This is a genomic window from Pantoea sp. SGAir0183 (genome assembly GCF_043545505.1).
In genome coordinates, this window is sequence record NZ_CP028053.1 from 410588 (window position 1) to 428535 (window position 17948).

Below are 17948 nucleotides of genomic sequence, written 5' to 3' on the forward strand. Positions count from 1 at the left end.
GTTATTTTCGACCCAGACTACGAATCAGCCAGCGACCATGATGCGGTCGCTGGTTCCACGCCAGCGATGAGATCGTGTGCATCACCTTAAGATGATCCAGAATGCGCCTGATGTGCTGCTCCAGTACTGTGACCGGTCCCTCGTTGATATCTTCAATCCCCTGTAAAAGATCGGTTTGCGAACTTTCGCCATCATATTCAAGCCGCTGCTGGCAACGCTGCAGCGCAATTTCACACCATTGCAGATAGTGCTCCGCCAGCGTAGGCGGCAGCATGGTATGTTCGCGTGCCAGAATCGTCATGGCGTTGATGTGCTCAACGATAAACTGGCTGTGCGTGACCCATAAACGCATATCCTGTAAATAGCGTGCGTTAAACCCCGGCTCCTGCATCGCCTGATTTAGTGAGTTAAAGACTGCATTGTGGGCCTGATTAACGTTAACGCGCTGATAGGCGAGTACCTCGGGAGACTGTTCCGGACCAAGCAACATGCGTAACGCGTCCTGGAAAGCCTCAAGCACATCATGTGCGTTCTGTCGTAGCAGGGCACTTTGCCATTGCGGCCAAAGCCATAACGTTCCGCCAAACGCAATCAGGCAGCCCATCAGGGTATCCAGCAGGCGCGGCAGTAAGAATTGTGCGCCGTTAAGTGACAGAAGTTGCAGGGTATATACCGCGGTGACCGTGAACCCCACCATCGACCAGCCGTAAAACTGGCGGGTAAAGCGATAGCTGATAAAGGTAATCACCAGCATGATGCTCAACACCAGCGGTTCAGGGACATCCAGCCGCAGCGAGGCTGCCGCAATCACCAGCCCGGCAAAGGTGCCCAGCGCACGGTGCTGAATACGCACCCGTGTAGCGCTGTAGTTACTCTGGCTGACAAACATAATGGTCATCAGAATCCAGTAGGGTTTGGGAATCGAAAAGAACAGCGCCAGCCCGCTACCCAGCATCAGCATCACAGAAAAACGTCCGGCCGTGCGCAGGGCAGAAGAGCGCAGCGAGAGATAGCTTCTGAGTGCGGGCAGAAGCGGTAAACGGCGCTGGCGATCCGCCATCAAATCACGCTGATAAAGGGGCTTTTGTGTACGCAGTACCCGTGCGATGCGGCTGAAGTGATAAAGGCAAAAATTTCCTACCGGATTGTCCGGGTGCTGACGGGCGATTTTTTCCAGTGCCCCCAGCTGCTTGTCCATATCAAAGCGACTGGACAGTTGGTGGTACAGGATGTTGTCTGCCAGCTCACGTAAACGGGCGGAAATGGTTTTCGCATTCCAGCGAATCACGGCCTCAGCATGGCTTTGTTCTACCAGTTTTTGCACTTCTTCTGGCTGATGCAGGCTGACAGAAATGTGTTCCTGTAAATCCAGTGCGACCTGAAAAGCGCGGGTCAGTCGCTTATGACTGTGATCGCGGCTGGCGGACAGCATATGCATCTGCTGATAACAGGTGTTGATGAGGTCGATTGCTTTTTGTTGCCGCGCCAGCAACGGTGGTAGCGCCTTCTCCGGATCGGTAAGTTGCGTCAACAAGGTGTACTTGGCGTCACAATAGTTCGCCAGTTCGCGGTAAATCAGACTCAGGCTTTCACGCATTGGCTGCTCTTTCCACAGCCAAAACCAGAACCAGTTAAACAGGCCATACCACAGCGTACCGCCGATGTAGAGCAGGGGCGGTACGTAAATGGGCATGCGGCCAATCAGGCTGGTGGTAAATATCGCTGCGATCAGTGTGGCAGGGAGTAACCGTGCGTGCAGTGGGCTGATTTCACCTGTCACGCCCAGCAGCAAAGGCAGAGCGAAAAGAATAAGCGGTAAGGGCACGTCTTTAAACAGAAGCCACTGCATCAGTAAGCTACCCAGGGCAAACAGGCTGCCGCCGACAATCAGGCGTTTAAAGAAGCGTTTGTGGGGTGTATCCAGACCGGCAATATTGCAGCAGGCAGGCACCAATGAGAACAGCAATCCTTTTTGCAGATCGCCAAACAGCCAGCCGAGCGCGACGGGGAGACACAACACCAGTGTCTGGCGCAGGGCATAGTTAACTTCAGGGTGATAAATTATTCTTCGCCACATCGGCTCAACGCAAATAATTCACGGCATAACGTTGCCATTATGCCGTGAAGAATAAAGCTTAGCGCGTGCCGTAAACAACAATTGTTTTGCCGTGTGCGGAGATCAGATTCTGGTCTTCCAGCATCTTCAAAATACGTCCCACGGTTTCACGTGAACATCCCACGATTTGGCCAATTTCCTGACGCGTAATTTTAATTTGCATGCCGTCAGGATGCGTCATGGCATCCGGCTGTTTCGCCAGGTTGAGCAACGTCTGCGCAATGCGACCGGTGACATCAAGGAACGCGAGGTTGCCCACTTTTTCCGATGTGACCTGCAGACGGCGCGCCATTTGCGAGGAGAGGCGCATGAGGATGTCCGGATTCACCTGAATCAGCTGACGGAATTTTTTGTAGGAAATCTCTGCCACTTCGCACGCGGTTTTCGCACGTACCCAGGCGCTGCGCTCCTGACCTTCTTCGAACAGGCCAAGCTCACCAATAAAGTCGCCCTGATTCAGATAGGACAGAATCATCTCCTTGCCTTCTTCATCCTTAATCAGTACCGCAACGGAACCTTTAACGATGTAGTAAAGCGTTTCCGCCTTTTCACCTTGATGAATGAGCGTACTTTTGGATGGATACTTGTGAATATGGCAATGGGACAGGAACCATTCAAGTGTAGGGTCTGTTTGCGGTTTGCCGAGAACCATTCGCTATTATCCTCTGTTGTAATCGTGCCCAAAATACAGGGCTCTGTTTCCCTGCCAGGCGATGTAAGCGTTAAGCGTCTTTCCATTCAGGAAATTATTCGGGCTGCATTCGGCGCAGTGCGCATCATTCTTCCCGGCTTCGTCTTCGGATGACGAAAAATATTTTCAGCTCTGTTTGTAGCACAGCTTACGTCGACTGTCTTGTGTTGTCTCGCTTCAGCAAGATGGCGTTTTCTCTGGATTGCTGTTTCCCAGGCAAAAGCGTACGCTGAGCCAAAACAGGGTATTCTGAGGTCAAAATTATGCAGGCACGCGTCAAATGGGTTGAAGGGTTAACATTCCTGGGGGAATCATCGTCCGGCCATCAGGTACTGATGGATGGCAATTCTGGCGATAAAGCGCCGAGCCCTATGGAGATGGTGCTGATGGCGGCAGGGGGATGCAGCGCCATTGACGTTGTGTCAATTTTGCAAAAAGGCCGCAACGATGTGGTTGATTGCGAAGTGAAACTATTGTCTGAACGTCGGGAAGAAGCCCCCCGCATCTTTACCCATATCAATCTGCATTTTATCGTCAGCGGCAACGCACTTTCGGATAAAGCCGTGGCACGCGCTGTCGATCTGTCAGCGGAAAAATATTGCTCTGTCGCCATCATGTTAGGCAAAGGCGTCAACATTACCCACAGCTACGAAGTGATCGCGCTGTAATCTCACAGAGGCCAGGCTGGCCTCTGTGGTTATTCAATCCGTTTCCCTTCCATGAGCCGTTTTACTAACGGCGCCATAATTAACTCCATCGCCAGTCCCATTTTGCCGCCGGGTACCACCAGCGTGTTGATATTGGAAATAAACGATCCCTGCAGCATGGCCAGCAGATAGGGAAAATCAATGTCTTCCAGCCCCTGAAAGTGGATAACCACAAAGCTTTCATCCAGCGAAGGGATGGTGCGCGCGGCAAAGGGATTAGAGGTATCCACCGTGGGGACGCGCTGAAAGTTAATATGGGTTCGTGAAAACTGCGGCGTAATGAAATTGATGTAATCTTCCATGGAACGCACTACCGAATCCATCACCGCTTCGCGTGAATGGCCACGCTCGCTGGTATCGCGCACCAGTTTCTGAATCCACTCCAGGTTGACGATGGGCACGACGCCGACCAGCAAATCGACTTTTTCCGCCACATTGTGTTGTGCAGTCACCACGCCGCCGTGCAAGCCTTCATAAAACAGCACATCCATATCCGGAGGTAACGGTTGCCAGGGCGTGAAGGTGCCGGGAACCTGGTTCCAGGGAACGGCTTCATCATAGGTGTGCAGATACTTACGCGACTGGCCCTTACCGTGTTCGCCGTATTCGATGAACGTTTGCTCCAGCAGGCCAAAATCATTCGCCTCCGGGCCAAAGTAGCTGATATGTCGCCCCAGATCGCGCGCTTTTCGGATAGCCATGTCCATTTCGGGTCGGGTAAAGCGGTGAAAACTGTCCCCTTCCAGTTCGGCAGCGTGCAAACCGAGTTGCTGAAAAATTTTACGGAACGCCAGGCTGGTGGTGGTGGTTCCCGCACCGCTGGAGCCCGTTACCGCGATAATCGGATGGCGTGCAGACATAGTTGAAGTCCCTGTGACGTCGGGCGATGAGCATTGTTAGCACGATTTTCCGTTCGTTGCATCAGCCACGAAACTCGCTTTTGCGCATGATGTTGACCGACTCGTGCAGTTCCGACCATACCAGAACGACCTCGCCGTGCTCCAGCTGACGACGCACATCGGCGACTTTTTCCGTCAGGCTGAGCTCCTGCTCGCCGTAATCCGTGCCTTCACGCAAAACAAACGCTTCGATAAGATTTTCAAGGGTTTCGGGAGAAACCTGTTCCCAGGGAATAATCACAGAGTCAGTTATCCAGATAAGAGGAAATCCACTGTGGCACGCGCTGCTCCAGCCACAACCGAGGCTGACGCAGGGTGCCACTGACGAAACCAACATGCCCACCCTGCTGTGTCAGCTGATAGGTAATAGTGGCAGATAATTGCGCAGGCTGCGGGATCACCTCATCGCTCATGAACGGGTCATCTTTTGCATGGATGATGAGCAGCGGTTTTGTCACGAACTTAAGGCGCGGCATAGCGCTGGCGCGACGGTAATAATCCGTGGCGTCGGCAAAACCATGCGCCCGGGCCGTGATCGCGTCGTCAAAGTCCCGCAGACGGCGCAGGGCGTTAAGCTGAATGAGGTTCACCGGCAACGTGTCGGGCCAGGCCCGCAGTTTACGCTGGGCATTCTTTTTTAACTGGCTTAACAGGTAACGCTGATAAACCTGTGAAAAGCCGCGCTCCAGTCGGGCGCTGCAGGGTTCCAGCATCAGGGGCGCAGACACAATCACGCCCGCGTCAATCAGGGCTTCATCACCTTGCTGGCCTAACAGGCAACCGAGCATATTCCCGCCCAGCGAGAAGCCGACAGCAGTTGTGGGCACCCGGCCCCAGCGCGTCGTCAGCCAGTGCAGGAAAAAACGCGCATCCTCGGTTTCACCGGAGTGGTATATCCGGTTCAGACGGTTCGGCTCACCGCTGCAGCCGCGAAAATGCATTACTACCGCCAGCCAGCCACGCTGTTTGCACTGCAGCATCAGGCCATGAATATAGGGACTGTGGAAACTTCCTTCCAGGCCATGAAACAGCACCACGCGCGGTTTATGCCGGGCAAACTGAGGATCTTCACTCCAGGCCAAATCAACAAAGTCACCGTCAGGTAAATCCAGCCGCTGCCAGTGTGGCGTTAACCTTTTCGTCCGCCGTATCAGCCGCGGCAGAATGGTTTGCAGGTGCGGGTTGCCCAGACCGGGCAGGGGAATGAACGCCGCGTCGTCAGGGCCCGAAAATTTCATGTTGTAAAGGCTTGTCTGTTCCATATCACACTGTTAGCTTCGATAAGTTTTCACTAAGGGAGGAGAACCCGGGTTAATGGAACTCAGTCTGTTTTTATCATTATTAGGCTTTCTTTGGGTCGCGGCGATTACACCCGGACCTAATAATATGTTACTCACCGCCTCGGGGGCCAATTTTGGTTTTTTGCGCACCCTCCCGTTGATGATCGGCATTATGATCGGCATGCAGCTAATGCTGCTGCTGGTAGCGTTTGGCGTGGGTGGATTGATACTGCTTTATCCCTCCCTGCATCTCATCCTGAAAATTGCCGGTAGCCTTTACCTGCTGTGGCTGGCCTGGAAGATTGCCACCGCAGCCTATGAGAAGCTGGAAACCGATGCGGCACCTGTCGCACCTATGCCGTTCTGGCAGGGAGGCTTATTACAACTGATCAACCCCAAAGCCTGGCTCATGGCGCTGGGTGCCGTCGCCAGTTTTAGTCTGGCCGGTGCGGGCTATCGCCATTCTGTCCTGTTAATCAGTCTTGGCATGGTTATGGTCAATCTGGTTGCAGGCGTTATCTGGATGGGCTTTGGTGCGATGATCGGCCGTATTTTACGTAGTCCCCGCGCCTGGAAACGCTTTAACCTGAGCATGGGGCTGTTAACGGCGGCCTGCGTATTGCTGATCTGGCACTGAGCTTAGCTGGATGCGCGCTCCAGGCGCGTCCAGGGCAACACTTCGCGAACAACCGGCGCGTGCGGCTGGCGAATTTTTTTCAGCAACAGCTGCACGCTGCGCGCGCCCAGTTGATACATGGGCTGTTCAATGGTGGTTAACGGTGGATTCAGGCTGCTGGTAAAGGGAATGCCGTCAAACCCCACGACGGCAAGGTCTTCCGGGACACGCAGGCCCGCCTCCAGCGCTGCATGCACCACGCCAACCGCCAGCACATCAGACACGGCAAATACCGCATCCGGCGGCTCCGCTAAACGCAACAATTCCTGCAATGCCCGACTGCCTTCTTCGCAGGTAATGCCTTCGGTATAGACGACATTCGTCCAGTCTGACCCCGATTGCGCAACGCCTTCTCGATAGCCTTGTTCGCGATATTGAGAATAGAGATAACGCATATCGCCATTCACCAGTGCAATGCGCTTACGGCCCCGGCCGGCCAGATAATGGACGGTATCACGTGCGGCGTCCAGATGATCGATGGAGACGGACGAGGCCGCAATCTCGGGATCAAACTCACAACACTGAATCCAGGGCGCATCACCGATAATATCGATCAGGCTTTGCAGCCCGGCGGCGGCATCCATCGTAATCACGCCGTCCACCACCTTGCCGGTCAGTAAGGTCAGGTAGGCCGACTCACGTTTAAACTGTGAGGCCGAATTGCACAGCAGAATATGGTAGCCGTGCATTTCTGCTTCAGCTTCGATGCCCTGAACAACTCGGGAGCAAAAAGGGTTCGTGATATCGGAGATCAGGACCAGCAGCATATGACTCTGCGAGGTTCGCAACTGACGCGCCAGCAGGTTTGGCTGATAGCCGCTTGTGGCAATGGCATCCAGCACTTTCTGTCGCGTATCTGCTTTTACCCCAGGATGCGCGTTAAGCACGCGGGATACCGTGGCTTTAGACACGCCAGCTAACAGGGCAACTTTGTCGATCGACATCGAACTCGCAAGCCTCACCGGGGAGCAAATAATAGCGCATATCAATAGCACAACCAGGATGTGAGCGCCTGACAAATTTATGGCTTTTTGTCTGAAATTTAATTTGCGTATAACGGCAATCTATTGCAGATGATGATCTAAGAATTTCTTTCTATTAGGGATAACTTTTAATTCCTTTATGAAATTACTTCTGCCAGCAACACTGCCCACATCATAAAAATGATGGGGAAAAATCATGCAAAAAGGGCGACTCACGATTCTGGCGGCGGTCCTGTCAGTGCTGGCGTTTCAGGCCAACGCGGTCAACGTAACGGTGGCTTATCAGACCTCCGCTGAACCCGCTAAGGTGGCGCAGGCGGATAATACGTTTGCCAAAGAGAGCGGTGCGACGGTCGAATGGCGCAAATTCGATAGCGGATCAGGCGTGCTTCGTGCGCTGGCATCAGGCGATGTCCAGATTGGCAATATTGGTTCCAGCCCACTGGCCGTTGCGGCAACGCAGCAACTCCCCATCGAAGCCTTTTTACTGGCTTCTCAGTTAGGCAATTCTGAAGCGCTGGTCGTGAAGAAAACAATCACCCGTCCCCAGGACCTGATCGGCAAGCGGATCGCCGTGCCCTTTATTTCGACCACCCATTACAGTTTGTTAGCGGCATTAAAACACTGGGGGATTAAGCCGTCTCAGGTTCAACTGGTCAATCTGCAACCGCCTGCGATTGTGGCGGCCTGGCAACGCGGGGACATTGACGGTGCTTACGTTTGGGCACCTGCGGTGAATGAACTGGAGAAAGATGGCACCGTTTTAACGGATTCGTCGCAGGTCGGGCGCTGGGGCGCACCGACACTTGATGTCTGGGTGGTACGCAAAGACTTCGCGCAGCAGCATCCGGATATCGTGACCGCCTTTGCCCGTAGCGCTATTGAGGCGCAGAAAGCCTACCTGGACCATCCCGAACAGTGGCTTAAACAGCCTGATAACCTCAGTAAACTTTCGCGCTTAAGCGGCGTGCCCGAGCAACAAATTCCTGGACTGGTTAAGGGCAACACCTATCTGACCGCCGCTCAGCAGGTGGCGCAACTGCAGCAGCCGGTGAACAAAGCCATCGTGGACACGGCGCAATTCCTGAAAGAACAGGGCAAGGTGCCGCAGGCCGGTAATGATTACAGCGCCTTTGTCACGAGTCGTTTTGTTGCGCCCCTGGTCAAGCCCTGAGGACATCGTCATGTTGCGAATAGCCCATCTGAACGCGAGCTATGGCGGACAGCCGGTATTACAGGACATCTCACTGCGCGTGGAGGATAACGCGCTGGTCGTTGTGCTGGGACCGTCAGGCTGTGGCAAAACCACGTTGCTGAATCTGATCGCCGGTTTTTTACCGGTCGAGTCCGGCAGTATTTCTCTGGACGGCAAGGCGATTCAGGGGCCAGGCGCCGATCGCGGCGTGGTGTTTCAGCATGAAGGCCTGCTGCCCTGGCGGAATGTGCTGGATAACGTCGCTTTCGGATTACAGATTGCCGGTATGGCGCGCCAGCCGCGTGAAGCCCTTGCACGGCAGATGATAAAAAATGTTGGGCTGGAAGGCGCTGAAAAGCGGCATATCTGGCAGTTATCTGGCGGACAGCGTCAACGCGTTGGCATCGCCCGCGCGCTGGCTGCCGATCCCCGCCTGTTACTGCTCGATGAACCGTTTGGCGCACTTGATGCGTTTACCCGTGAACAAATGCAGACCTTGCTGTTAAGGCTGTGGCAGGAGAGCGGTAAACAGATCCTGCTGATTACGCATGACATTGAAGAAGCCATTTTTCTGGCGAGCGAGCTGGTGCTGCTCTCTCCGGGGCCCGGTCGGGTACAGGAAACGCTGACGCTGAATTTTGGCCAGCGTTTCGTGGACGGCGAACCCTGCCGCAGCATCAAGTCTGATCCCGATTTCATCGCCCAACGGGAATATGTGCTGAACCGGGTATTTGCACAACGGGAGGCATTTGCATGAGTGCGATCATTAACGATGTGCCGACCCGCGCCCGGCGTCGTCGCCTGCGCTGGCCTTTCTCCCTGACGGCCACGCTGAGCACAGTGAGCCTGCTTGTGCTGTTGTTCATCTGGTGGAGCGTGACCACACTGGGGCTCATTGCGCCGCTGTTTCTGCCGTCGCCGCAGCAGGTGCTGAGTAAGTTACTGAGCGTTGCCGGTCCGCAGGGGTTTATGGACGCGACGTTGTGGCAGCACCTGTCAGCCAGCCTGACGCGCATGCTGATTGCGCTCAGCGCGGCGGCATTAACAGCCATTCCGGTGGGCATTGCGATGGGCGTCAGCCCGGTTTTACGTGCCCTGATCGATCCCCTGATTGAGCTCTATCGGCCCGTGCCACCGCTGGCGTATTTACCGTTGATGGTCATTTGGTTCGGTATTGGTGAAACATCGAAAATACTGCTGATCACGCTGGCGATTTTTGCCCCGATAGTGCTGTCGACTGTGGCCGGTGTTCGCAACGCACAGCAGGTTCGTCTGCGCGCCGCGGCATCGTTGGGGGCGAATCGCTGGCAACGGCTGCGCTGGGTCATCCTGCCGGGTGCCTTGCCAGAGATACTGACCGGCTTACGCATTGGATTAGGTGTGGGCTGGTCAACGCTGGTGGCCGCCGAGCTCATTGCTGCCACGCGTGGGCTGGGCTTTATGGTGCAGTCGGCAGGGGAATTTCTGGCAACGGATGTGGTGCTGGCAGGGATCGCGGTGATTGCCATTGTGGCATGTAGTTTAGAACTGGGTCTGCGTGCGCTACAGCGCCGTCTGACGCCCTGGAACGGAGAGCAAAAATGAACGAAAAGTTAGCGATTACGCCTCTGGGCCCCTTTATCGGCGCGCAGGTCGGCAACCTTGATGTCTCGCGTCCACTCAGTGACGCGCAGTTTGAGCAGCTCTATCACGCCTTGCTGCGTCATCAGGTACTGTTTTTACGTGATCAGGTGATCACGCCCGAGCAGCATCGTGCGCTGGCCATTCGCTTTGGCGATCTTCATATCCATCCGGTTTATCCGCATGCGCCGGGCGTGGAAGAGATCATTGTCCTGGATACGCATCAGGATAATCCTCCGGATAATGATAACTGGCACACCGATGTGACGTTCATTCAGACGCCTCCGGCTGTGGCGCTGCTGGCGTCCAAAGTCTTGCCGGAGGCGGGTGGGGATACGTTATGGACCAGCGGTATTGCGGCGTATGAGGCGCTGTCTGCTCCCTTCAAAACCTTGCTGTCTGAACTCTATGCGGAGCACGATTTTACAAAGTCGTTTCCGGAATATAAACACCGTAAGACAGAAGAGGAACACCAGCGCTGGCAGCAGGCTGCGGCGAAAAACCCACCTGTGCAGCATCCTGTTATCCGGACGCATCCGGTTAGTGGGAAAAAAGCGTTGTTCGTCAATGAGGGTTTTACAACCCGAATTCTGACGCTGAGTCAGAAAGAGAGCGATGCATTACTGGGCTTTTTGTTTGCGCATAGCACGAAACCGGAGTTTCAGGTGCGCTGGCGCTGGCAGCCTAATGACCTGGCGATTTGGGACAATCGCGTCACTCAGCACTACGCCAATGCCGATTACTATCCGGCCCGAAGAGTGATGCAGCGCGCCACGGTATTAGGCGATAAGCCTTACTGAACCGTACCGCGAGTACACCGGTACGGTTGTGACGAAAGGTGATGCCGCCTCTGTCAGGAGGCGAGCATCGCTTCCAGTTTTTCCTGCGCGTCCAGCCAGGCCATTTCCACCTCTTCCAGCGCCGATTTACTCTCAGCCTGTTTTTGCAGGGCAGCCGTTAAATCAGCCTTGCGGCTGTGTTCGTACAGCGCGCTGTCTGCCAGCAGGTGTTCGGCGTCGGCCAGTTGGGCTTGCCACTTCGCCATCTGTTTTTCTAACTTCTCGATTTCTTTGCGCAAGGGCTGGGTCTGCGTTCGCAGCTCGGCTTCACGACGCTTTTGATCCTTACGGGCCTGAGCACTGTTACCATTGTCCTGTTTAGGCGCGGCCTCATTTTGCGTTTGCTGTTTTTGCAGGTCGCTCAGCCACTGCTGATAATCTTCCAGATCGCCCGGGAACACATCAACGCTGCCATCATGCACCAGATAGAGGTCATCGGTGGTGGCACGTAACAGATGGCGATCGTGCGATACGACAACCAGTGCGCCTTCAAAATCAATCAACGCCTCAGTCAATGCCTGACGCATGTCCAAATCGAGGTGGTTGGTGGGTTCATCCAGTAACAGCAGGTTGGGGCGCTGCCAGACAATCAGCGCCAGCACCAGCCGCGCTTTTTCGCCGCCAGAGAAGCGTTCGGTTACCTCTGTGACTTTATCGCCCTGAAAGCCAAAGCCGCCCAGATAATCCCGTAACTGCTGCTCGAGCACTTTCGGCGCAAGCCGTGAAAGATGTTGTAAAGGCGACTCATCGGCGCGCAGGAACTCCAGCTGATGCTGAGCGAAGTAACCCAGCTTGATCCCTTTCGCCAGGCCAATTTCGCCCGCTTTGGCGGCGAGTTCGCCCGCCAGCAGCTTAATCAGCGTTGACTTGCCGGCACCGTTGCGACCCAGCAGGCCAATGCGCGATCCCGGCACCAGGTTAAGTTTAATGGCGTTCAGAATAATGCGATCGCCATAGCCCGCGGTGACTTTATCCATTTTCAGCAGCGGATTCGGCAGGCTTTCGGGTGCGCGGAAGCTGAAGCTAAACGGATTATCCACATGGGCTGGCGCAATCAGCTCCATCCGTTCCAGCATCTTAATACGGCTTTGCGCCTGTTTGGCTTTGGTGGCCTGTGCACGGAAACGATCGATATATTTTTGCAGGTGCGCCACTTTTTCCTGTTGACTCTGGTATAACGCCTGCTGCTGGGCCAGTTTCGCGCCGCGCTGGCGTTCGAAGGAACTGTAGTTACCGGTGTACTCGGTCATCGTCTGCTGTTCGATGTGGATAATTTTGTCCACCACCGGATCGAGAAAATCGCGATCGTGCGAGATCAGAATCAGCGTACCCTCATAGCTTTTTAGCCAGCGTTCCAGCCAGATCACGGCGTCCAGATCGAGGTGGTTCGTCGGTTCATCGAGTAACAACAGGTCCGATCGACACAGCAGTGCCTGGGCCAGGTTAAGACGCATGCGCCAGCCCCCCGAAAAATCACTGACCGGGCGCTGAAGCTGTTCCTGACTGAATCCGAGCCCGTGCAGCAGGCTTGAGGCGCGCGACTGAATCGTCCAGGCCTGAATGGTATCGAGCTTACCGTGAATCAGGGCGATGGCATTTCCGTCATTTCTGATGTTGGCCTCTGCCAGTTCTGCTTCAAGATGGCGGTATTCACGGTCGCCATCGATGACATAGTCAAGGGCGGCCTGGCTGAGGGCAGGCGTTTCCTGATTCACCCAGGCAAGCGACCAGTTACCGGGAAAGGTAAACGATCCCGCATCGCTGGTGATCTCACCTTTCAGCAACGACAGCAGGGTGGATTTTCCACAGCCGTTTTTACCCACCAGCCCGACTTTTTGGCCGGGATTGATGGTGGCGGTAGCGTTGTCGAGCAGGACGCGAACACCGCGGCGAATTTGTAGGGCAGAAAAGACAATCATAAGCGCCGTATCGTCAGAATATGTTAATTTACGTGCAACATAATTGGGTTTTTGTTGCGTTGTGCATGGTAGCGGAAATCCGCACCAATGACGACGCTTTGGAGGGAAAGGATGTCGCAGCCACCTAAGATTTTGCTGCTTTTTGCTCATCCGGAAGCGCAGGATTCCATCGCAAATCGTATTTTGCTGGACGCGGCCAGGCCCCTTGAGCATGTTACCGTTCATGACCTCTATGCCGCCTATCCGGATTTTTTTATCGATATCCACCATGAGCAACAGCTACTGCGTGAGCATGATGTGATTATTTTTCAACATCCTCTCTATACCTACAGCTGCCCGGCGTTACTTAAAGAGTGGTTAGATCGCGTGTTGTCCCGGGGTTTTGCTAACGGCATAGACGGAAACGCATTAGAAGGAAAGTACTGGCGCAGTATCGTCACAACCGGCGAACCTGAAACGGCCTTTCAGCAGCACGGACTGAACCGCTATTCCATGAATGACATTTTGCGACCTTTTGAGCTGACCGCACAGATGTGCCGTATGCACTGGATGTCGCCGATGATTATTTACTGGGCGCGCCGTCAGCAACCTGATTTACTCAAAAAATATGCCCGTGCCTATAGCGACTGGCTGGCAGCACCGCTGCCGAATGGAGGGTTATAAATGGAAGGACAAACGCTGCTGACCGCAGGAGTCATCTATCTCTTTGCGGCGGTGCTGATTGTACCGGTAGCGGCTCGCCTGGGGATTGGCGCAGTATTGGGGTACTTACTGGCCGGTATTGCCATTGGTCCGTGGGGACTGGGATTTATTAGTGACGTCGACGAGATTCTGCACTTTTCTGAACTGGGCGTTGTCTTTCTGATGTTTATCATCGGGTTGGAACTGAACCCGGCAAAGTTGTGGGCGCTGCGCCGTTCTATCTTTGGTATCGGTGCCGCGCAGGTCATTTTCTCCGCCGCCATTCTTGGCGCATTGCTGTGGCTGACAAACTTTGACTGGCGCGCGGCGGTAATCGGCGGGATCGGTCTGGCCATGTCATCAACGGCGATGGCCTTGCAGCTGATGCGGGACAAGGGCATGAACCGCAGCGAAGCGGGCCAGCTAGGGTTTTCGGTGCTGCTGTTTCAGGATCTGGCTGTTATTCCGGCGTTGGCACTGATTCCGCTTCTGGCCGGGAATGACAGCGGCAGCGTCGACTGGATGAAAGTGGGCATGAAGGTCCTGGCGTTTGCCGGCATGCTCGTCGGGGGCCGCTATTTACTGCGCCCCATTTTTCGCTACATCGCGGCCTCAGGCGTGCGTGAAGTATTTACCGCCGCCTCGCTGCTGCTGGTATTGGGCTCCGCGTTGTTTATGGATGCGCTGGGGTTATCCATGGCGTTAGGCACCTTTATCGCCGGGATTCTGCTGGCGGAAAGTGAATACCGTCATGAGCTGGAAGTGGCGATCGAGCCGTTCAAAGGCTTACTGCTGGGGCTGTTTTTTATCTCGGTGGGCATGGCGCTGAACCTCGGGGTGCTTTATACCCACATTATCGCCATTTTACTGGGCGTACTGACGCTGGTGTCGGTCAAGTTACTGGTGCTGTATGTGCTGGCTCGAATCTATGGCTTACGCAGCTCTGAACGTCAGCAGTTTGCCGGCGTGTTGAGTCAGGGCGGCGAGTTTGCTTTTGTACTGTTCTCGGCGGCCTCGTCAGCCAGACTGTTCTCGGGCGACCAACTGCCGCTGCTGCTGGTTACCGTGACGCTGTCCATGATGACCACGCCGCTGCTTATGCAGGCAATTGATCGGCTGTTGGCGCGTCGCTTTAATGAAAGCGATGAAGACACTGAAAAACCCTTCGTTGAGGACGATCAGCCGCAGGTCATTGTGGTGGGCTTCGGACGTTTTGGTCAGGTAGTGGGCCGTTTGCTGATGGCAAACAATAAGCGCATCACCGTACTGGAGCGTGATATTAGTGCGGTCAACCTGATGCGCAAGTACGGCTACAAGGTTTACTATGGTGATGCAACGGAGCTGGAACTGCTGCGAGCGGCGGGTGCGGCTGATGCGCAGTCAATCGTAATTACCTGCAGCAATCCGGAAGATGCGATGACGATTGTGCATCTCTGCCAGCAACATTTTCCGCATTTGCAGATTATGGCGCGTGCCCGTGGTCGTGTGGAAGCCCACGAACTGCTGCAGGCGGGCGTGACGCAGTTCTCACGCGAAACTTTTTCCAGTGCGCTGGAACTGGGGCGTAAAACGCTTATGTCGCTGGGAATGCATCCTCATCAGGCTCATCGGGCACAGCAACACTTCCGCCGGCTGGATATGCGTATGTTGCGGGAGCTGATGCCTGTCCACTCTGATATGGCGCAGATTTCCCGTGTCCGCGAGGCGCGACGTGAACTGGAAGACATTTTTCAGCGTGAAATGCAGCATGAACGACGTCAGTTCCATGACTGGGATGACGATCAGTAATCAAAAGACACAGGTAGAACAGCATGCGTAAACGCTTTATTGCTGGTGCGGTATGTCCGCATTGTCAGGAAAAAGACACGCTGGCCATGTGGCGTGAAAACAATGTCGATGTCGTCGAGTGTGTGAAGTGCGGCCATCAAATGCGGGAAGCCGATAAACAGGCACGCGATCAGGTTCGCAGTAACGAGCAAGTGATCGGAATTTTCCATCCCGAGTAGCGAAATGGCCCAGCTTTTTTTAAGCTTAAGCACACAGCGGGATTGAATTCCGTTACAATTGACGCCATTAACGCTGAAGTCGCAAGAGAAAAAGAGTGCCTCTTGTACTCAGCCCCGAACCTTTCTGGTTGGTGTTATTGCACGCAAGAATAGACCAATGAGACGGGATCTTAGTTCTCAACGGTTAGGAGATATCATGAAAGTAGCAAAAGACCTGGTGGTAAGCCTGGCCTATCAGGTACGTACAGAAGACGGTGTGTTGGTTGACGAGTCACCGGTGAGTGCACCGTTAGACTATCTGCACGGTCATGGTTCCCTGATTTCTGGTCTGGAAAATGCGCTGGAAAACCACGTCGCGGGCGATAAGTTTGACGTGCATATCCCGGCAAATGACGCGTACGGTCAGTACGATGACAACCTGGTACAGCGCGTACCAAAAGACGTCTTTATGGGCGTTGACGAATTACAGGTTGGCATGCGTTTCCTGGCGGAAACCGATCAGGGTCCGGTGCCGGTTGAAATCACCGAAGTGGAAGACGACCATGTTGTGGTTGACGGTAACCACATGCTGGCGGGTCAGAACCTGAACTTTAACGTTGAGGTGGTTGCGATTCGTGAAGCCACACCGGAAGAGCTGGCACACGGCCATGTTCACGGTGCAGATGGTCATCACCACGATCACGACCATGACCATGACCATGACCATGACCACGGTAAAGGTGGTTGCGGAACGGGCGGTTGTGGCTGCAGCCACTAAGTCCGACGCGGTAGTGCAGGGCCACCTTCGGGTGGCCTTACTTTTTGCGGCATTTTATTGTCAGCAGGCCTCGGCAGAACGGGCCTGCCGACAGTCAGCCTGGCCTGTCACGGATTGATCAGTAATGCGGCGGCGGGGTTTCTTCTGAAGCATCGGCAATCATCGACGGCGCGCTGGCTTTAAACTTCTCAAGTAACAGGCGCATATGTTCGCGCATCTTACTCATTTCAAGTTCATGCTGAACGACGGTATTGTTCAGTTGATCGATAGTGATCTCCTGAAAGGCCAGCTTACTTTCAAGCGCTTCAATACGTTGTTCCCACTCTGACTGTTGCATGATCTTTTCTCCTGTTAAGGGGCTACTCAGCGCATGATTCTAAAGGCTGGCGTTGCAGAATTGCCCTATTTATTCGCTTTTATTTGGTGTTTAGCTTGAAAAAGGGTCAGATGACATCATCTCTGGTGAAACTTCCTGATGCAAAAAAGGTCGGAAGTAGACCAGATAATTACGTTGTGGGAGTGTTCGTCACTGCCACGTAAAGTTATAGTGTGGGCCCTCAGTCCGCAATGATTCCCGAGGTGAGAGGCTTCGGTTTTGGAGAAAGGATGAAATCACTGTTTAAAGTCACATTGTTAGCTACCACCATGGCCGTCGCGCTGAATGCTCCGCTGGCAATGGCTGCAGAAACAGCAGCAGCTCCGGCCGCTGCCGATGCTCCACAGTCTGCTCCTCAGGCTCCAAAAAATGCCGCCTTCAAAAATGAAGATCAGCAATCTGCATACGCTTTGGGTGCGTCACTGGGCCGTTATATGGACAACTCCCTGAAAGAACAGGAGAAGTTGGGCATCAAGCTGGACAAGCAGCAACTGATTGCCGGTGTTCAGGACGCGTTTGGCGGCAAGAGCAAACTGTCTGACGAAGAAATCGAGCAAACCCTGCAGGCGTTCGAAGCCCGCGTGAAAGGCGCGGCGTCAGCCAAGATGGAAAAAGACGCAAAAGAAAATGCCGAGAAGGGTGAAGCTTACAGCGCTAAGTTTGCTAAAGAGAGCGGCGTGAAGAAGACCGAAAGTGGTCTGCTGTATAAGGTTGAGAAAGAAGGGACCGGTGAGGCACCAAAAGACAGCGATACAGTCGTTGTAAACTACAAAGGTACGCTGATCGACGGCACCGAGTTTGATAACTCTTACACGCGCGGTGAGCCCCTGTCTTTCCGTCTTGACGGCGTGATTCCAGGCTGGACTGAAGGCCTGAAGCACGTTAAGAAAGGCGGTAAGATCAAGCTGGTTATCCCACCAAACCTGGCGTACGGTAAAAACGGTGTTCCGGGCATCCCGGCTAACTCCACGCTGGTGTTTGACGTTGAGCTGCTTGATATCAAACCGGCACCAAAAGCGGATGAAAAAACGCAGGCACCTGCTGCTGACGCGAAGAAATCCCAGTAATCTGTCTGCCGCCACCTTCGGGTGGCGGTTTCTCTTTATGACAAACCTCTGGCATAACCCCGCGACATTTGCCAGACTATCGCCTGCATAACTATCCCAATATTGAGTCTGCCCGTAGCCGCTGTGACAGGCTCCA

Annotated in this window: 19 protein-coding genes; 11 read left to right on the forward strand and 8 right to left on the reverse strand. The window is 54.3% G+C overall.

Annotated features, from left to right (window positions below; genetic code table 11):
- Position 1 precedes the first annotated feature (1 nt).
- Both C1N59_RS01875 and crp read right to left on the reverse strand, forming a co-directional pair.
- Complete coding sequence (locus tag C1N59_RS01875; RefSeq protein ID WP_033741557.1) at positions 2–2077, reverse strand: YccS/YhfK family putative transporter; 2076 nt, start codon at positions 2075–2077, stop codon at positions 2–4.
- A gap of 58 nt (positions 2078–2135) precedes the next feature.
- Entirely contained in the window at positions 2136–2768 is a 633-nt protein-coding gene (gene crp / locus C1N59_RS01880; protein ID WP_000242758.1) for a cAMP-activated global transcriptional regulator CRP, read from the reverse strand.
- A gap of 302 nt (positions 2769–3070) precedes the next feature.
- On the opposite strand from crp, the gene C1N59_RS01885 reads away from it, so the two are divergent.
- Positions 3071–3475 carry an OsmC family protein gene (locus C1N59_RS01885; protein WP_394550237.1) on the forward strand — a complete coding sequence of 135 codons (405 nt, stop codon included), beginning with the start codon at positions 3071–3073 and terminating at the stop codon, positions 3473–3475.
- 29 nt (positions 3476–3504) lie between these two features.
- Here C1N59_RS01885 and C1N59_RS01890 read toward each other — a convergent pair whose 3' ends face one another.
- From C1N59_RS01890 to C1N59_RS01900, 3 genes are all read right to left on the reverse strand, one after another.
- On the reverse strand, positions 3505–4374 hold the full coding sequence (locus C1N59_RS01890) for a phosphoribulokinase (protein WP_394550238.1): 870 nt from the start codon (positions 4372–4374) through the stop codon (positions 3505–3507).
- Positions 4375–4435: 61 nt separating this feature from the next.
- Entirely contained in the window at positions 4436–4654 is a 219-nt protein-coding gene (locus C1N59_RS01895; RefSeq protein ID WP_006120556.1) for a YheU family protein, read from the reverse strand.
- Between the two features lie 4 nt (positions 4655–4658).
- The gene (locus C1N59_RS01900; protein WP_006120557.1) at positions 4659–5675 is read right to left on the reverse strand and encodes a hydrolase; all 1017 of its coding nucleotides are present in this window, start codon (positions 5673–5675) and stop codon (positions 4659–4661) included.
- Between the two features lie 52 nt (positions 5676–5727).
- Here C1N59_RS01900 and C1N59_RS01905 point away from each other — a divergent pair, with 52 nt between their 5' ends.
- Positions 5728–6330, forward strand: a complete 603-nt coding sequence (locus C1N59_RS01905; RefSeq protein ID WP_033741549.1) for a LysE family translocator — start codon at positions 5728–5730, stop codon at positions 6328–6330.
- A gap of 2 nt (positions 6331–6332) precedes the next feature.
- Here C1N59_RS01905 and C1N59_RS01910 read toward each other — a convergent pair whose 3' ends face one another.
- Complete coding sequence (locus C1N59_RS01910; protein WP_006120559.1) at positions 6333–7313, reverse strand: LacI family DNA-binding transcriptional regulator; 981 nt, start codon at positions 7311–7313, stop codon at positions 6333–6335.
- Positions 7314–7548: 235 nt separating this feature from the next.
- On the opposite strand from C1N59_RS01910, the gene tauA reads away from it, so the two are divergent.
- Genes tauA through tauD form a run of 4 tightly spaced genes read left to right on the forward strand, consistent with a single transcriptional unit; the run spans position 7549 to position 10967 of the window.
- Positions 7549–8526, forward strand: coding sequence for a taurine ABC transporter substrate-binding protein (tauA, locus tag C1N59_RS01915; protein WP_033741547.1), 978 nt, complete (start codon positions 7549–7551; stop codon positions 8524–8526).
- Between the two features lie 10 nt (positions 8527–8536).
- Entirely contained in the window at positions 8537–9304 is a 768-nt protein-coding gene (gene tauB / locus C1N59_RS01920) for a taurine ABC transporter ATP-binding subunit (RefSeq protein ID WP_205955739.1), read from the forward strand.
- Positions 9301–10131, forward strand: coding sequence for a taurine ABC transporter permease TauC (tauC, locus tag C1N59_RS01925; RefSeq protein WP_394550239.1), 831 nt, complete (start codon positions 9301–9303; stop codon positions 10129–10131). Before tauB ends, tauC begins: the two co-directional genes overlap by 4 nt.
- Positions 10128–10967: a taurine dioxygenase gene (tauD, locus tag C1N59_RS01930; RefSeq protein ID WP_172913550.1), complete on the forward strand. Its 840-nt coding sequence runs from the start codon at positions 10128–10130 to the stop codon at positions 10965–10967. Before tauC ends, tauD begins: the two co-directional genes overlap by 4 nt.
- A 53-nt stretch (positions 10968–11020) precedes the next feature.
- Here tauD and C1N59_RS01935 read toward each other — a convergent pair whose 3' ends face one another.
- Positions 11021–12925, reverse strand: coding sequence for an ABC transporter ATP-binding protein (locus C1N59_RS01935; protein WP_058701411.1), 1905 nt, complete (start codon positions 12923–12925; stop codon positions 11021–11023).
- Positions 12926–13036: 111 nt separating this feature from the next.
- On the opposite strand from C1N59_RS01935, the gene kefG reads away from it, so the two are divergent.
- The 4 genes from kefG (at position 13037) to slyD (ending at position 16369) form a co-directional block, all read left to right on the forward strand.
- Positions 13037–13588 (forward strand): glutathione-regulated potassium-efflux system ancillary protein KefG, encoded by a 552-nt coding sequence (kefG, locus tag C1N59_RS01940; protein WP_006120565.1) that lies wholly within the window; start codon positions 13037–13039, stop codon positions 13586–13588.
- On the forward strand, positions 13589–15394 hold the full coding sequence (gene kefB, locus C1N59_RS01945) for a glutathione-regulated potassium-efflux system protein KefB (RefSeq protein ID WP_006120566.1): 1806 nt from the start codon (positions 13589–13591) through the stop codon (positions 15392–15394).
- 23 nt (positions 15395–15417) lie between these two features.
- Entirely contained in the window at positions 15418–15612 is a 195-nt protein-coding gene (locus C1N59_RS01950) for a YheV family putative zinc ribbon protein (protein WP_006120567.1), read from the forward strand.
- A gap of 196 nt (positions 15613–15808) precedes the next feature.
- On the forward strand, positions 15809–16369 hold the full coding sequence (slyD, locus tag C1N59_RS01955; protein WP_033784143.1) for a peptidylprolyl isomerase: 561 nt from the start codon (positions 15809–15811) through the stop codon (positions 16367–16369).
- Positions 16370–16487: 118 nt separating this feature from the next.
- Here slyD and C1N59_RS01960 read toward each other — a convergent pair whose 3' ends face one another.
- Positions 16488–16706: a protein SlyX gene (locus C1N59_RS01960; protein ID WP_006120569.1), complete on the reverse strand. Its 219-nt coding sequence runs from the start codon at positions 16704–16706 to the stop codon at positions 16488–16490.
- A gap of 269 nt (positions 16707–16975) precedes the next feature.
- Between C1N59_RS01960 and fkpA the strand changes: the two genes are divergently transcribed.
- Positions 16976–17812 (forward strand): FKBP-type peptidyl-prolyl cis-trans isomerase, encoded by an 837-nt coding sequence (gene fkpA, locus C1N59_RS01965; protein WP_006120570.1) that lies wholly within the window; start codon positions 16976–16978, stop codon positions 17810–17812.
- The last annotated feature ends 136 nt before the right edge of the window (positions 17813–17948 follow it).

Excerpts from the sequence above, each read along its gene's own strand:
- C1N59_RS01875 (WP_033741557.1), bottom strand. The coding sequence starts at position 2,077 with ATGTGGCGAAGAATAATTTATCACCCTGAAGTTAACTATGCCCTGCGC.
- crp (WP_000242758.1), bottom strand. The coding sequence starts at position 2,768 with ATGGTTCTCGGCAAACCGCAAACAGACCCTACACTTGAATGGTTCCTG.
- C1N59_RS01885 (WP_394550237.1), top strand. The coding sequence starts at position 3,071 with ATGCAGGCACGCGTCAAATGGGTTGAAGGGTTAACATTCCTGGGGGAA.
- C1N59_RS01890 (WP_394550238.1), bottom strand. The coding sequence starts at position 4,374 with ATGTCTGCACGCCATCCGATTATCGCGGTAACGGGCTCCAGCGGTGCG.
- C1N59_RS01900 (WP_006120557.1), bottom strand. The coding sequence starts at position 5,675 with ATGGAACAGACAAGCCTTTACAACATGAAATTTTCGGGCCCTGACGAC.
- C1N59_RS01905 (WP_033741549.1), top strand. The coding sequence starts at position 5,728 with ATGGAACTCAGTCTGTTTTTATCATTATTAGGCTTTCTTTGGGTCGCG.
- C1N59_RS01910 (WP_006120559.1), bottom strand. The coding sequence starts at position 7,313 with ATGTCGATCGACAAAGTTGCCCTGTTAGCTGGCGTGTCTAAAGCCACG.
- tauA (WP_033741547.1), top strand. The coding sequence starts at position 7,549 with ATGCAAAAAGGGCGACTCACGATTCTGGCGGCGGTCCTGTCAGTGCTG.
- tauB (WP_205955739.1), top strand. The coding sequence starts at position 8,537 with ATGTTGCGAATAGCCCATCTGAACGCGAGCTATGGCGGACAGCCGGTA.
- tauC (WP_394550239.1), top strand. The coding sequence starts at position 9,301 with ATGAGTGCGATCATTAACGATGTGCCGACCCGCGCCCGGCGTCGTCGC.
- tauD (WP_172913550.1), top strand. The coding sequence starts at position 10,128 with ATGAACGAAAAGTTAGCGATTACGCCTCTGGGCCCCTTTATCGGCGCG.
- C1N59_RS01935 (WP_058701411.1), bottom strand. The coding sequence starts at position 12,925 with ATGATTGTCTTTTCTGCCCTACAAATTCGCCGCGGTGTTCGCGTCCTG.
- kefG (WP_006120565.1), top strand. The coding sequence starts at position 13,037 with ATGTCGCAGCCACCTAAGATTTTGCTGCTTTTTGCTCATCCGGAAGCG.
- kefB (WP_006120566.1), top strand. The coding sequence starts at position 13,589 with ATGGAAGGACAAACGCTGCTGACCGCAGGAGTCATCTATCTCTTTGCG.
- C1N59_RS01950 (WP_006120567.1), top strand. The coding sequence starts at position 15,418 with ATGCGTAAACGCTTTATTGCTGGTGCGGTATGTCCGCATTGTCAGGAA.
- slyD (WP_033784143.1), top strand. The coding sequence starts at position 15,809 with ATGAAAGTAGCAAAAGACCTGGTGGTAAGCCTGGCCTATCAGGTACGT.
- C1N59_RS01960 (WP_006120569.1), bottom strand. The coding sequence starts at position 16,706 with ATGCAACAGTCAGAGTGGGAACAACGTATTGAAGCGCTTGAAAGTAAG.
- fkpA (WP_006120570.1), top strand. The coding sequence starts at position 16,976 with ATGAAATCACTGTTTAAAGTCACATTGTTAGCTACCACCATGGCCGTC.